The sequence below is a fragment of the Cohnella fermenti genome (genome assembly GCF_004801405.1).
In the GTDB taxonomy this organism is placed as follows: Bacteria; Bacillota; Bacilli; order Paenibacillales; family Paenibacillaceae; genus Cohnella; species Cohnella fermenti.
In genome coordinates this window covers 157,434-171,218 of record NZ_SSOB01000016.1, presented here as the reverse complement: position 1 = coordinate 171,218, position 13,785 = coordinate 157,434, and the positions used below count along the sequence as shown (strand labels likewise).

The window sequence follows — 13,785 nt, the reverse complement described above, 5'->3', positions numbered from 1 at the left end:
TCTAAAGTGAACGGGAAAGCCGAATTCGGCTTTCCCGTTAGCATACGGTTCACGGTCAGAATTCCCGTTAAATCGTGGACAACTATCATCGTCTATTGCTGGACAAGTTAGGTTAGCTGTAACACTTCTTGCGGGATGGCGTTCCTTCTCTTCCTCCCTCGCACCGCCGTTTTTTGCGATTTTATGTGATTTTTCACATTCGTCGGCGCGGATTGGGAGGGAATCACGGCGTTTTATATGATTTTTAGCATATATCCGGCACCTCGGCCCGGAATTTCCTCCATGTATGCTATTTTTCACATAGAATCGCCCAAACTGCCTACCATCGGGCCGCTCCAATGTGATTTTTCACATAAAAATCGGCAAACCAGCGGCATCGACAGCTTCGACGAAGCTCCTTGTAGTATGTTTGATCTTGCATTACAAACAATTCTTACTCATACATTGGGTTTGAATAAAGTCCGTTTATTTCGATCACTTCAGCTTCGGCTACTTTTCTGGCCCCTTCCATAAAATAGCCCTTCATTCCAAGCTTAATTGATTTTGCATCTCTTTCCCTTCTGGAGACCTCAAATAATATCCACATTCTTGCCGTGCCTGAAGCCGGAACTGATTTAGAGTCATCTAAAATCACATTCCCGTTTATATCTTCAAATTCAGGATGAATAACTCTTAATGATACAGGATTATTAACTAGATCTTCATCGAAGGCAAAATCTGATCTATAACCTTGAATTTCTCCTTTACGGCCCAATCGATCATTTCATATAGCGTCCCACCGACTTAAGGGCCACCCAGGGCCAGGTCGCGATGCGATTAGTCGATGCGGGCTACTAGGCTTCGAAGTGTGCATACGGTGTTATACGACATATACTTTATTATCGATTAACTTGCAAATTCTACTTTTAAATCCTTTAACGAATTCATGTAATAAGCCAGTGTTTCATATTGATTTTTTATCCTTAATATTTCTTCATGTTCTTTAATAAAATCCATTATTGTTTTTTACATATTTTAATATATTAATTATTTTATTCTCAAGTTATACAAATTATTATATTTTCTTCATCGTAAAATTCGATAATTTGTTACCGATTATGTCTTCCTTTGCTAAGATTATTGAGTTTACGTCTATCCAATTTTTTACTCCGATTCTTAAAAGAATTTCAAGTGACTTCAAATCAGTCTCTTCATACACATCCATCTGTTTCGCGATCACAAACAATTCATCTTTGACTTCCTCAATGAGATTCTGTGGCCATTGTGAGACTAATCCGGACAGCATCCAATATCTCCAGAGAATATCATCAGTGAGTAATCCGCTCTTAACATACGGCATTACTTCCTCGTCGTGCTGATTCAAGAAACAAAAACAGGGATTTATAGAAAATAGTCTTTTGAGCTTTTTATGAATTCCAGTCAATCATCGTTAATCATATATAAGCAACTGTATTAACTGAAGCGTTCGACTTCTTAGGAGACCTTACAGTCTGCCTTCACTAACCTCTTTCAATATCCAGTTTATTTTCTTTTGTAGTTTATGTATATTCCTTGTTCTATAAGTAAAAAGAGGATTAGCCCAGTCTTCTTTAATTTCATCTCCTCCATTACTTTCGATGTCAGTTATCTTAACTAGTATTAATCTGTACTTCCCTTCAGGTTTATGCGAAGGATACCACCCAAGATCCAATATTCTGTTCCGTAATTCGTTTCTAAAATAAAAGATATCTTCTTGAAACTCCCAACAATGAATATATTCCTCATCCAAGAACTTTTCCGGTTCTGATTGTGTAAAATTGTTCCAAATAACTTTCCAATCTTTCGGAATATTCAGCGAAACTAATTGAAGACTTATTGCTTCCACCTTCTCATTTGTAGGGAGGTTTCACCAACTTGACGCTTTGACAAGAACCAACCGCGATATCATAACAAACGCCGCAGTGCGAATGTTCTGTTAATAGGAGGCTGATTTTTGAATTACTTATACTTCTATTTCAAAATCGTCCTTTTTTTTTATCTCCTCAATTAATTCAACAATCAAATTAGCTTTATTTTTCAATTCATGATCAATCCACAATCTACCTTGCTTCGATGTGTAGTAGTAATAGTTTTTCTTTATCAGTCTCTTTCTTTTGACATTACCGCTAACCCAACTTATTGCATGCTGAGGATCCGTAATTCCATAATAATATAGTGGTCTTATTGCTATTTTCATTAATCTCCTATCTAGATCAGGTCTAAAATAGCAAATATGTGAAATAATTGAGAAATAACCACTTGCAGCATCATCACAAGAGTAGCTTGGTAAATATCCTTCGACTTGCGATATTATTTCTTCATCTTTGAACTGATCCGATTTAGTAAATAAAGAATTTAATAGATTTTGAAGCTTTGGATCGCTAGCAAATTGACTAATCATTTAATGGCTTCTCCTAAAGGTTAATCTCCTCATGAGTTAGGTAAGATTCAAGAGTTTGCAGGAACTTCTCTTTTAGTCTATTTATTTGATTAGTCCGGACTCCATCAATTAAGATACAAAGCCGTGACAAGTCATTAACGAATACTATATGCTTCCGATTGTTCAAATTATGTTTATTCACATGCCAACTATAGAGTGGATCTGCTTTATCGATTTCTATTGGAGTAACTTTCATGTCTTTTAGTAGAGCTTGAGTAAATCTTAAAGTAATCAAAAGAATCTACCCTTTCTTGTTCAAAAATATGCAGGTGACGACTCCTCCGAGTTACTTAAGGTTCTTTCGAGTGTCGTTGTGGAATTTTCTAATTACTCCATCATGAAAGTATTCGATTAAATATTCTCCTGTTCTAAACAGCCATACATCTGGCGAGACAGCCAATATATCCTCTAGCTTCTCTAGTGCTTCCTTTATGTTCACTTCAATTACAGGATCATTCCCGTGGCTCCAAAGAACAAAACATCTTTCATTCTTGGTTATAGTATTGGATAGATGATTTTTGTTTAACTCTTCGAACATATATACTTCCGAATTCACTCTTCCGTAAAAAGTAAATTCAAATTGCTCCTGCATATCATTATATATTTGATCTGATCTTTCCTGACTATAAATAATTATTTCTTTGCCCAATGATGCTATACATTCGTTAAACATGGCACTGTAGAACCATCAGGACATGAAGTGCGGATATCGTGTTATATGTAGTCATGGTCATCTTTAAAGTCGCTTACACTAATTCGTTTTACTTGGTAATCTTCATCTTTGTATTCAAATTCATTTTCATTTATCCATCCATTAAACGATTCATATGGACTTATTCGCATAATTTCTTTATACGGTAATTCCAATGGATTCCCTATATCATAAATTACAATTTCATATTCCTGTGCCCAAATGCAGCCTTCTACCGCTAGCTTGTCATTTTCTATTTTATGGTGCATTGCAGCCCAACAAAAACCTAAGCCTTCGTAAGCCGCTTTGGGAACATAACTCATCGTTAGCCCTGTCTTTAATTCCACTATCGTATATCCCTGATAATCTATTCCACATAATAGATACTCCTTGCTATCCTTTTCAATCCAACAGTATGGAAAATAATCATAATTCCTATCAATCACAGCGACGATTTCATTTTTGCTATCTGTTATTATCCCTTTAGAATATCCATAATGCCTTATTCCGACTTCATACTCGAAATATTCAATAACCAACTTGTATCTTCCTGATGGTGAATGGCTTTCATCTCTATCATCTGTTTTATTTTGTTCTTGATAAAAATAAAATTCTTCTTTTCTTTCAGCGATAAATCTATTTTCGTGCACTATGTTTTTCATCGTTTCCCCTTTTCTAACTCCTTGCGCGATTATATAACGTTCCTGTATCCACGACGTCCCACCGATTTAAGGCTCCGCCAGGAGCCAGCCGCGATGCGTTAGTCGGTGCAGATGTGTCCGTCTGTTTCCACTTCCCTGTCATTCCTCTTCTCCCGGATCGAGGGGGGCGAAAAGCCCCGAAACATGGATATGATCTTATCTGAAGTGGATGCCCCGCCTGAGCCATTCTCAAATCCATTATCGTTTACCTTTATCTTTCCACTCCCAATAGGAAGCGAATAATAAGTCATGCATAAAATCTTCACGATCCTCTAGTTTTTCCGCTTCTTCATGACTACACTCTACTAATTCGATCCTCTCATAATTTGAATCTGGTATATCGGTAGTTCCATCTATAAAATTGAATAAATTAAATAAAGGATACATACTCATATTTCTCATCAACTTTTTCATTGTCTTTTCTATTTCAAGATTTTGATCTAACAATTCTATTAGATTATTTACTTCATGTTTTGTCAGTTCAACATCAGGAGGATAAGATATCATTTGTTGAAGCTTATCATTACGCAATGATTCAAAAGTCCAATCCACAGATTCATGAATATCCTTATGCAGATATAGTAAAAGAGAGTTCAAATGATTATTGTTTAACTTCTTCAATATAATTTCCCCTTCTATTATACATGCATTCATTTAAAATGTTCCTATATCCACGACGTCTCACCGATTTAAGGCTCCGCTAGGGCGTGTATTCAAACCTTAAGCCATCCAGATCATGGAAGAAGCAAGCTTTAAAAAGGCGATAAAGGTACATGATAATTTATCGTAGCGGGTAGCTAATCGGCGGTTATGCTTAAGCTTGTTAAACAAGCATTCGACCAGGTGCCGTTCTTTAAATAACCACCAGTCGGTAGCGCGTTGAATGGTGCGGTGCTTACGGCTTGGAATGATGGAGTTCGCTTGCTTCTCTTCCAGCAGTGCGATGATTTTATCGGTATCGTATCCACGATCGGCCATGACGTTTTTGCCTTCGACGTCCATTTCCTTCAGGATTTCGTAACCGGTCACACAATCGTTGATATTGCCAGCGGTAACTTCGTATTTCAGCGGGTTACCGAGGGCGTCAACAATCGCATGGATCTTGGAGGTTAAGCCTCCGCGCGATCGTCCGACTGCTTGGAATTGTTGCCCCCTTTTGCTCCCGCGCCGTGTTGGTGAACACGGACGATGGAGGCATCGATCATGACACTTTCAGAATCCGGTTCGGCCGCAAGCACATCTAGCATCTGATCGAACAGACCCGCCTTTTCCTAACGGCGGAATCGTGTGTAAACGCTGCTCCAGGAACCGTAGTGTTCCGGCAGGTCACGCCACGGCGCTCCCGAACGTAGCACCCAAAGCATGCCATTTAGCATCTTGCGGTTGTCGATGGCCGGGCGTCCGCCCTGTGGTTTTCGTTCCGGTGGTAAAAGATCCTTCAGTCGTTCCCATTGATCGTCCCGTATCTCGTATCGTCTTCTCATATGAAAAGTTTACCAAAAGATAGCCTGTTCCGATAGTTTGAATACACGCCCTAGGAGCCAGCCGCGATCGTTAGTCGGTGCAGATGTGTCCGCTGAATAAACTATTCTGCCATCACTTCGCTCGAACCGAGGATCCGTCAGGCTCCGAAACATAGACATGGTGTTATCTGAAGTACTCAACTACTTGATAAGCTTACATGATTCTTTGAAGTAACTTTTTTAAAATATCATCTAGTTCCTCATCAATTTCATCTCGAGTTGGATAATATAACATTCTTTCTAAATCTTCTTTTAATTCTACAAGCACTTCATCAGGTAATCTTTTTATTAGTCCATAAAGTAAAAAGTACTTCCATTGTCCATCAACCACATTAAATATATTTTTCAGGTGTGGAACTAGTTCTTCCTGAAAACCAATCAATATTTCTTCAACCTCAATTGCAATTGGCCAGTTTATATCTTGAAGCCATTCTAGTAAGTCTGGAAGTATCGGTCTTATTTGATCTAGACTTAACTTCTTTAAATCATTTATTCTATCAAAATCGCTTTTATGTTTTGGTACTAATTCCTTAATATCCATTTAGTCACCTTCATTTTTAAACATTATTTCGAGTGTTTCAGATAACGTTCGTGTATCCACGATGTCCCATCAACTTAAGCGATTATCGAGAACTGCCGCGATGCGGTTAGTGGTGCGGATGAGTCCACCTGCTTCCATCTCGCTTCCAATCCCCTCGTACGGACCGAGGAGCCGCCAGGCTCCGATACGTGGATTTGATGTTATGTGATGTCCCCGACTTCATAAATTGCTCTCAAGATAACTGGCTTTATTTCAGGTAGATTCTTTTTGATAATTTCCCAAATAATTTGATTATCTATTCCAAAATACTCATGAATCAGGATGTTTCGAACCCCGATCATTTGCCTCCACGGTATTTCTGCATATTAACTTTTGATTGCCTCATCAGTGTTTCTCGCAGCTTCTCCGATAATTTCTAGATTCCTTATCACAGCATCGAACATCATTTCATTACAACAAAAGGAATCGAAATCGACTCCTTCTGTGTATGCTTCTATTTTCTTTATAGATTCCATTATATCCAGCAATGGTACTTTATTATTTTTCACTGGAACTGTACCTCACTAATAATATTGTCCTTCATAAATGGTCTTAAGGCGTTAGGTGTAACTAAATCAACCAGCTTTCCAAATACCCCCTCTAAATATTCCTTAAGCTCAATAAATTCAAATCCTACTGGCTTACTAAACTCGACCAACAAATCAATATCACTATCTGCAGTTTGTTCATCTCTAAGAAATGAACCAAACAAACCTATGCGGTCTACATAAAAGCTATCTCTTAAATATTGTTTCTGTTGTTGTAAGGTGTTTTGAATATCCATTTTATTCAATCGGCTCACCTCAATTGTAATTCGTTCTTTATTATTATAATCCAAAATTCTGTACTTGATAAAAAGAACTTAAGAACCCTTCGGGGATTTTCCATCACATTCCTGCATCTACGACGACCCACCGATTTAAGCGACCAAAGGGAGACGGCCGCGATGCGGTAAGTCGGTGCGGATGTGTCCGCCTGATTCCGCTTCTCTGCCATCCTTGAACTCCAAACCAATATTTATTGACTTATTGATTTGATAATAATTTCACTCTTTGTAGAGCTATTTCCATCCCTTCATATAGTTCTGTCACTGATCTATACTCTTCTTTAAATATTGGATCTAATATCCGTCATGTCACTTGGACTTAATTTAAATGGATTGTCAGTTACTATCCCTGGTTCAAATTTAAATTCTTCAAACATATTTATTACTCCTATTTTTTCCATTTGTCTTACTAATGTTTTTTGTTTTGCTACTCAATTAAGATTGCAGTAATTTCATATAACATTCCCGTATCCACGACGTCCCGCCGACTTAAGCGACCAACGGGAGCTGGCCGTGACGCAGTTAGTCGGTACGGATGTGTCCGCCTGATCTCGCAGGCTCCGATGCGTGGATATAATGTTAGCTGATGCCTCTGACTTCTTGAGTTACATTCAAGCTCCCTCTCTTACAAACTCAACAATATCGCTGTAATGCGGTATCTTTAGAGGTATTGGATTAACTGCTTCTAATTCAGAAACGAACTTATTTGTTTTAAATCTTAGTTCATCCTCAAACTGCTCCCAATATACCATTTCATTAATAATCTCTGACTTTTCTGCACTTTTAAATACATTCTTGTTTGCCTCAATAATGTTCATCCCTTCGGTTATTGGATAACTTAGTTCACTTATGATCAATAGATCATTGTGTTTAGCTATTTCTAGCCATGTGTTCGAATCTTCGATGTATTTAATTGCAACATAATTGCTTTTTTGTAAGTATTTATATGCTTGGAATAGATGTGAAAAATGTATGCTAATAATTTCCGATAATCCGCGAAGCTCCTGTAACTCTTTCTCATTATTCTCTTAACATCTCTTCCATATCTAATGTTTTTAATTCTTCGCTATCTTTTTCAAAGATCTTATATCTTATTATATAGATGTTATTCACCACACAATCATTATATTATTAAATCAATATTTCAGAGGTTTCAGCTAATGTTCCCGTATCCACGACATCACACCGACGTTACTTAAGATTCCTTTTTATCCCACTTAACTCAAGAATTGTTGCGAAGTCATTTTGTAGATTTATATCCTTCATTTTCATTATTATCAAAGCTTTTTTCTTTTGATAAATCAAAAAATAATACTGTTCCTTTTCAATTACTTGATCAAAAAAAGACCATTCATAAGATGAATAAGCATTATTAATAGATGATTTAAAACCGTTCTGATCAATGATTATCTCAAATTTTTTATGTAAGTTTTGATTGTTATTATAAATATATCTCAAGTTAAAATACCTTACGTATAGTAGAAGCATTATCAAAATTATTCCTAAAGATACAAATATCCAGCCCGCAGCTATCGAAGATAATAGCATAACAGATCCAAATATAATGTTTACTAATGCAGAAAATATGCTTGGTGCGATCTTATGTTTGTTAAATATTGAATAATACAAATTCATTGAATTTATGTAGTCTTTTCTTGTAAATCGAAATGAATAGTTTATTGGCTTCATATTATCCTCTCAACGGAGATTTCGCTCTGTCGCATAACGTTCCTGTTTACCTTCAAAATCTATTGTCGAACTTCCATTCCTCATGTTTAACTTCTTCAATCTTATATCCAATCAAATGCAACGTGTCTTTGTTAATATCGAAATAAATGGATTTCATTTCTTCAATTGTATTCCCCTGTATCCTGACTTTGAGGTTCCATTAATGTTTTATCAGTAGTGCCGCATGAACATAGTATCGTTAACATGATCATAATAATGGCATATTTCAGCCTCATAGGTTGTCTCCTTGTCATTATTCTCTTTTAGAAAACAATCATTTCCCGCACATCAGTCCAAAGACAACCTAATTATATCCACAATTACGTTAAAGTTCTAGCATTTTGAAGGAAGCCGCTTGTCTGCCTTACGGATCAATAAATGCGCCTCTGTTCAACGATCACCACTTCAGTCTACCTCCTCCCGATTTTCCACATATGACACAAAAAAGCCCGCTCCTTCGCCGACCGGACGAACGCCCGATGGGAAGCAGCAAGCTCTCTGAGGATACGGAGCTGGGAAGAAGCAGATCTTGCTCTCTCTTAGATTAGTGCACGAATCCTAGTCACCAATACCGGTCCCATCATCCGCGCAGACTCGCACCCCGTCAGGCACCCAACCCGCGAACGAGCCACAGGGCAGCCGCAAGAGAGACAGCGATGATGACCAGCCCCCAATCCTTCGCCGTCCACCTGCCCAGCTTGACGATTGTGGGGGATGCGACCCGGCCGACTCCCCGGCTCTCGAGCGCAATCGCGGCCTGGTCCCCCAAGCGGAAGAGGGAGAACAAGAACGGCGTCGCGATGCGGCCGATCCGCTTAACCAAGCCGGGCACGGAGCGCCGCCGCCCCGATTCCTTGCCTCTGGCTATCGCATAGCGGGAGAATCTCTCCCATTCGCTCAGGAACACCGGAATGAACCGTAGCATCAGCGCGACCGTGAGCAGGAACTTCTGCAAGATCGGTGCAATCCTGCCGCGGTAAGCGAACAAGCTCTCGAGCGATCGCCGCAAGCGGAGCGGCGTGATCGCCACCGCGAGGCCGAGGCCGAGCAGCAACACGAGGAACGTCCTCGCCATCGAATGAAGCGCCGTGAGGAACGCCCCGACTTGGAACCCCCACTCTCCGCCCGCACTGCGCCCGATCCCTGCGACGACCGATACCGTTAGCGTGAACAAGAGGAAGCCGACGAGCACTCCGCGCCACCTCCCGAGCGGAATCCGCCCGAAGGCAACGCCCGCTGCGGCAATCGCGCCCCCGGCTGCGACTCCCCACCAGCTTCTCTGCGCCAGAATCGCGATCGAGAGGATCACGTACACAAGCCACAGAGCCCGCGGGTCGAAAAACAGCAGAGGAGTGCGAGCGATACGTCGGCGTTGTTCCCTGGCTGCAGAGGTTCCTCTCCGGCGAACGACGGAAGAGGAACCCGGCGAGAGGTCTTCCGTCTCCGCTTCCCTCTTCGCCGCGGCTCGGGCCAAGTCGCGAGGACTCCAGACAAGAGAAGCCGGCACTCCCCTCTTCAGAAGGGGAGCGATTGCCTGCAACCATTCCGGCACCGGAAGACCGGCTTCCTCCCACCATTCCGGGTGCCCGAGCAGCTCTTCCGGCGAGCATTCCCGCACCCGCTCCCCGCCTGCCGACAGCAGCAGAACGCGATCCGCAAGCGGGAGCGCCCACTCCGTATCGTGCGAGATGAGCAGGATGCCTTGCCCCTCCGCCGCCCGCAGGCGAAGCTGCGCCTGCAGCGCCTCCTGGCCGGGAGCGTCCAGGCCCGAAGTCGGCTCGTCGAGCAGCAGCCAGTCGCAAGGAGCGGCGAGCAGACAAGCGAGCGCCAGCCTCCTCTTCTCGCCCCCGCTGAGCAGGAACGGAGAACGGGCCAGCCAATCTTCCGACCAGCCGACCGCCCGCAGCGCCGCGACAATTCTCTCGCGAACTTCCTCCGGAGGGAGCGAGTAAGGCTTCAGCGTCTCGGCCAGTTCCTCCTCGACGGTGCGATGAGCGAGCTGATCCTCCGGAGCCTGGGTGGCATAAGCATAGGCGCGAAGCGCTTGCGGATTGCGCACGATGCGTCCGCGCGCCCCCGCCCGCCAGAGCGGCTCATCGCCGAAGCGGACTCCCATCCCTGCGGAGGGGAGCAGACCTGCCAGGCTCTCGATCCAGTGTGTTTTGCCGGCGCCGTTCTTCCCCAGCAGAACGTGGATACGGCCCGTCTGAAGAATAAGCTGCCCCTCCGTCCCCGCAGAGTCGAATCGGCAGACCAGATGGGAATCCCGCCCGCTTGTCATGGCGTTTCCCTTCTCTCCAGCGCTGTCGCCCATTCTTCCTTCGTCGCCGGAAGCGGCCATTCAAGCTCGCCGAGCGCATGGAGCTCAAGAGCAAGCTTCGCCAGATACGGCAGCTTGAGGCCGCAGTCTTCGCAAGCGGAAGAGCCGCTGCCCGATACGCTCAACAGGCCCGGCAGACCCGGCCCGTTCGGCTCGCGTCCGAACAGGAATGCTCGTCCCGTCCCGTCGAAGCGAATGCGGCCGGCCGCCAAGGCGACGACACGCGCATCCGGCTCCAACTCTTCAAGCCGCTGCGTGAGCCAGACGACCGCGCTGCCCTGCCCGTGCAGACGCTTCGCGAACCCGCGCACCCGCTCCGCCGCCGCTTCGTCGAGCATCGACGTCGCTTCGTCGAAGACGATCAGCGGCGTCCGGCAAGCCGCTGCCGCCGCAACGGCGGCGAGCTGCCTCTGCCCGCCCGACAGCTCGGCCCAAGGGAGATCCGCCTGCCTGAGCAACCCCACCTCCTGCAGCGCTTGCTCGACAAGCGCCGGAATCCGCTCCGCGGGCACCGCTCTCCATTCCAGCGCGAACGAGATCTCCTCGCGCGGCGTGGCGGCGAAGAGCTGGGCGTCGGGCTGCTGCATGACGTAGGCGCTCGCCCCTTCGCCGGCGAAGCCCCGCTCCATGCGGCCGACGGCGCCGTCTTCATAGATGCCGGCAAGAACGCGCGCCAGCGTCGACTTGCCGCTGCCGTTCGCGCCGACCAGGTAGAGCCATTCGCCTCTATTCAGTTCCAGAGAGAGATCGTCCAGACGAACGGAGCTCTCTGCTCTCTCATTTTCCGATAGTACGGTTAGACGATGCACAAGCATTCGATCGTTCATCCGGTCGAGAATTCCCCTCTTCCCAATTGCTCCATCCCATGTTACAATCCGAATTGTTAACCAACAGACGAGTATAAGGTTAACATTTAAAAGGAGCGTTGACAATGCCATCTTCATCATCGAATTCCAATCCTGCAACAACACCTGCAACAACAGATCCGCACACCTCGAACGCCCGCAATCAGAAGACACAACAACCACCCGAGCCGATCGGACCGCTTCGCGCCAATTCCGCGGCCTGGATTCGCGGCTCCGTATTCACCGCGTTGTTCGCGGCGCTCTTCATCGCCTTCAGCTCGATTACGCTTCCGATCGGAATCTCTCCCGTCCCGATCACGCTGCAGACGCTTGCGATCATGCTCGCAGGCGGGTTCCTCGGCGCCTTCTACGGCTTCTGGAGCATCGCAATCGTCATTCTGCTGACGGCAACCGGCCTTCCCCTTCTGCACGGCAACGGCGGCCTGTCGCTGCTCCTCGGGCCGACGGGCGGCTTCCTGTGGATGTTCCCGTTCTGCGCGCTCTTCATCGGCTGGGTGACCGATCTCTTGTTCCGTGGAGCGAGATCGGCGAGCGTGCTGCGCTTCGTCCTGCTCACCGTCGCCATCTACATTGGAGACTTGCTCTCGTACATAGGCGGCGTTCCGTGGCTCGCCTTCAAGATCGATGCCTCGCTCGCCAAAGCCATCTCCGTCGGCATGACGCCTTATGTGGGCTTCGATGCGATCAAGGCGGTCATCGCGGCGATGCTCATCGTCGCCCTTCGCCCCGTCCTGACGCCGCTTCGCAAGCGCAGCCGGTAACGCACACTCCGCACTTGCAGACGATGAAGGCTTCCCGCGCCGTTACGCGCCGGGAAGCCTTCTCTGCTTCCTAATTCTTGATTCCGGCCGCTTACAGAGCGGAACGATAAATCGCCAACACATCCTCGCGGCTTAGGGACACGAAGTGCCCGCGGGGACCGTTCGCCGTTACCATGCCCGCCATTCGCTCCAGCTGGCTGCCGTCGATTCCGTAATCCGACAATCGGGCGGGAGCCCCGAGCGAGGTCCAGAACGCGCGCAGCGCCGCAATCGCTTCCTCCGCCACCTTCTCCGCCGTTCGACCTTCCCCGACGCCTTTTACCCCGAATACGTTCACGCCAAGCTGTGCGAACTTCTCCGGATGCTTCCGGCTGGCCATGTCCATCCAATGCGGGAACAGAATCGCCAGCCCGCCTCCGTGCGGAATGTCGTAGACGGCCGAGACGGCATGCTCCATGTCGTGATTCGCCCAATCGCCCCGGATGCCCATCGAGAGCAGCCCGTTCAGCGCCACCGTTCCGCAATACAGAATCGTGCCGCGATGCTCCGGGTTGCCAAGATCGGCGGCCAGCTTCGGAGCGGTCTGCACGACGGCGCGCAGAATCGATTCGCAGAAGCCGTCCTGCACAGGCGCGTTCGCGTCATGATGGAAGTATTGCTCGAACACATGACTCATCATGTCGACGATGCCGTACACCGTCTGATCGAGCGGAGCCGTCGCCGTGAACGAGGGAGCCAGGATGGAGAAGCGCGGGTAAACGAGGGAACTGCTCCAGCCGTGCTTCTCCTGGGTGTCGGCGTTGGAGATGACCGAGTTCGCGTTCATCTCCGAACCGGTCGCCGCCAGCGTCAGCACGGTGCCCAGCGGCAGAGCGTCCGTCGCCGTCGCCTTCTTCGTGACGACGTCCCAGAAGTCCCCGTCGTACTTCGCCGCAGCAGCGATTGCCTTCGCGCAGTCGATGACGCTTCCCCCTCCCGCCGCCAGCACCCAGTCGATCCTATGCTCTCGGCAGAGCTCGGCTCCGCGACGCACGGTCGAGACCCGCGGATTCGGCTCGACGCCGGACAGCTCGACCACCTCCGCTCCCGCCGCGCTAAGCTCCCGCATCACCGCGTCGTACACGCCGTTGCGATGAATGCTGCCTCCTCCGTAGACGAGCAGAACCCGGCTGCCGAGCTTCTTGCTCTCAGCCGCCAGTTGACCAACCTGGTCATCGCCGTAATACAGCTTGGTCGGATTCCAATACGCGAACGATCTCATAGTTCCCTCTCCTCTCGATTGCATGAATAAGTTTGGCACACGGCGGCTTCTCAACCGTCTCTTCCCGCTG

General features: G+C 46.5%; 14 protein-coding genes and 2 pseudogenes. 1 reads left to right on the top strand and 15 read right to left on the bottom strand.

Features of this window, described 5'->3' with window-relative positions:
* Positions 1 to 433 precede the first annotated feature (433 nt).
* The 14 genes and pseudogenes from E6C55_RS14790 to E6C55_RS14735 all read right to left on the bottom strand — a co-directional run bounded on the left by E6C55_RS14790 (position 434) and on the right by E6C55_RS14735 (position 11,654).
* Positions 434 to 754 carry a hypothetical protein gene (locus E6C55_RS14790; protein WP_136370564.1) on the bottom strand — a complete coding sequence of 107 codons (321 nt, stop codon included), beginning with the start codon at positions 752 to 754 and terminating at the stop codon, positions 434 to 436.
* A 1,227-nt stretch (positions 755 to 1,981) separates the two neighbouring features.
* Positions 1,982 to 2,419, bottom strand: coding sequence for a hypothetical protein (locus E6C55_RS14785; RefSeq protein ID WP_136370563.1), 438 nt, complete (start codon positions 2,417 to 2,419; stop codon positions 1,982 to 1,984).
* A 13-nt stretch (positions 2,420 to 2,432) separates the two neighbouring features.
* Entirely contained in the window at positions 2,433 to 2,693 is a 261-nt protein-coding gene (locus E6C55_RS35400) for a DUF6933 domain-containing protein (protein WP_407923734.1), read from the bottom strand.
* A 51-nt stretch (positions 2,694 to 2,744) separates the two neighbouring features.
* Positions 2,745 to 3,131, bottom strand: coding sequence for a CDI toxin immunity protein (locus tag E6C55_RS35610; protein WP_456318727.1), 387 nt, complete (start codon positions 3,129 to 3,131; stop codon positions 2,745 to 2,747).
* Between the two features lie 41 nt (positions 3,132 to 3,172).
* The gene (locus E6C55_RS14780) at positions 3,173 to 3,811 is read right to left on the bottom strand and encodes a hypothetical protein (RefSeq protein ID WP_136370562.1); all 639 of its coding nucleotides are present in this window, start codon (positions 3,809 to 3,811) and stop codon (positions 3,173 to 3,175) included.
* 237 nt (positions 3,812 to 4,048) lie between these two features.
* The gene (locus E6C55_RS14775) at positions 4,049 to 4,471 is read right to left on the bottom strand and encodes a hypothetical protein (protein ID WP_136370561.1); all 423 of its coding nucleotides are present in this window, start codon (positions 4,469 to 4,471) and stop codon (positions 4,049 to 4,051) included.
* Between the two features lie 99 nt (positions 4,472 to 4,570).
* A pseudogene (locus E6C55_RS33830) lies at positions 4,571 to 5,002 on the bottom strand (IS5 family transposase); the annotation flags it as partial.
* Between the two features lie 119 nt (positions 5,003 to 5,121).
* The gene (locus E6C55_RS35395; protein ID WP_136370559.1) at positions 5,122 to 5,334 is read right to left on the bottom strand and encodes a transposase; all 213 of its coding nucleotides are present in this window, start codon (positions 5,332 to 5,334) and stop codon (positions 5,122 to 5,124) included.
* A 193-nt stretch (positions 5,335 to 5,527) separates the two neighbouring features.
* Positions 5,528 to 5,914, bottom strand: a complete 387-nt coding sequence (locus tag E6C55_RS14760) for a DUF5071 domain-containing protein (RefSeq protein ID WP_136370558.1) — start codon at positions 5,912 to 5,914, stop codon at positions 5,528 to 5,530.
* A 200-nt stretch (positions 5,915 to 6,114) separates the two neighbouring features.
* Positions 6,115 to 6,429: pseudogene (locus E6C55_RS14755) on the bottom strand (HepT-like ribonuclease domain-containing protein).
* Positions 6,430 to 6,458: 29 nt separating this feature from the next.
* Positions 6,459 to 6,737, bottom strand: a complete 279-nt coding sequence (locus tag E6C55_RS14750) for a nucleotidyltransferase family protein (RefSeq protein ID WP_230986692.1) — start codon at positions 6,735 to 6,737, stop codon at positions 6,459 to 6,461.
* 653 nt (positions 6,738 to 7,390) lie between these two features.
* Entirely contained in the window at positions 7,391 to 7,597 is a 207-nt protein-coding gene (locus E6C55_RS14745; protein ID WP_136370556.1) for a hypothetical protein, read from the bottom strand.
* 1,514 nt (positions 7,598 to 9,111) lie between these two features.
* A complete protein-coding gene (locus E6C55_RS14740; RefSeq protein ID WP_168735645.1) occupies positions 9,112 to 10,788 on the bottom strand; it encodes an ATP-binding cassette domain-containing protein in 1,677 nt (558 codons plus the stop codon).
* Positions 10,785 to 11,654 carry an energy-coupling factor ABC transporter ATP-binding protein gene (locus E6C55_RS14735; protein WP_168735644.1) on the bottom strand — a complete coding sequence of 290 codons (870 nt, stop codon included), beginning with the start codon at positions 11,652 to 11,654 and terminating at the stop codon, positions 10,785 to 10,787. The genes E6C55_RS14740 and E6C55_RS14735 overlap by 4 nt, the downstream gene beginning before the upstream one ends.
* A gap of 104 nt (positions 11,655 to 11,758) precedes the next feature.
* On the opposite strand from E6C55_RS14735, the gene E6C55_RS14730 reads away from it, so the two are divergent.
* Complete coding sequence (locus E6C55_RS14730) at positions 11,759 to 12,454, top strand: biotin transporter BioY (RefSeq protein ID WP_136370553.1); 696 nt, start codon at positions 11,759 to 11,761, stop codon at positions 12,452 to 12,454.
* A 91-nt stretch (positions 12,455 to 12,545) separates the two neighbouring features.
* On the opposite strand, the gene E6C55_RS14725 is transcribed toward E6C55_RS14730, so the two are convergent.
* Positions 12,546 to 13,715, bottom strand: coding sequence for an iron-containing alcohol dehydrogenase (locus tag E6C55_RS14725; RefSeq protein WP_136370552.1), 1,170 nt, complete (start codon positions 13,713 to 13,715; stop codon positions 12,546 to 12,548).
* Positions 13,716 to 13,785 lie beyond the last annotated feature (70 nt).

What these genes read in the sequence shown, in the direction of transcription:
- E6C55_RS14735 (WP_168735644.1), bottom strand. Translation starts at nt 11,654, where the DNA reads ATGAACGATCGAATGCTTGTGCATCGTCTAACCGTACTATCGGAAAAT.
- E6C55_RS14725 (WP_136370552.1), bottom strand. Translation starts at nt 13,715, where the DNA reads ATGAGATCGTTCGCGTATTGGAATCCGACCAAGCTGTATTACGGCGAT.
- E6C55_RS14745 (WP_136370556.1), bottom strand. Translation starts at nt 7,597, where the DNA reads ATGAACATTATTGAGGCAAACAAGAATGTATTTAAAAGTGCAGAAAAG.
- E6C55_RS35610 (WP_456318727.1), bottom strand. Translation starts at nt 3,131, where the DNA reads ATGTTTAACGAATGTATAGCATCATTGGGCAAAGAAATAATTATTTAT.
- E6C55_RS14750 (WP_230986692.1), bottom strand. Translation starts at nt 6,737, where the DNA reads ATGGATATTCAAAACACCTTACAACAACAGAAACAATATTTAAGAGAT.
- E6C55_RS35395 (WP_136370559.1), bottom strand. Translation starts at nt 5,334, where the DNA reads ATGAGAAGACGATACGAGATACGGGACGATCAATGGGAACGACTGAAG.
- E6C55_RS14780 (WP_136370562.1), bottom strand. Translation starts at nt 3,811, where the DNA reads ATGAAAAACATAGTGCACGAAAATAGATTTATCGCTGAAAGAAAAGAA.
- E6C55_RS14730 (WP_136370553.1), top strand. Translation starts at nt 11,759, where the DNA reads ATGCCATCTTCATCATCGAATTCCAATCCTGCAACAACACCTGCAACA.
- E6C55_RS14785 (WP_136370563.1), bottom strand. Translation starts at nt 2,419, where the DNA reads ATGATTAGTCAATTTGCTAGCGATCCAAAGCTTCAAAATCTATTAAAT.
- E6C55_RS14740 (WP_168735645.1), bottom strand. Translation starts at nt 10,788, where the DNA reads ATGACAAGCGGGCGGGATTCCCATCTGGTCTGCCGATTCGACTCTGCG.
- E6C55_RS14760 (WP_136370558.1), bottom strand. Translation starts at nt 5,914, where the DNA reads ATGGATATTAAGGAATTAGTACCAAAACATAAAAGCGATTTTGATAGA.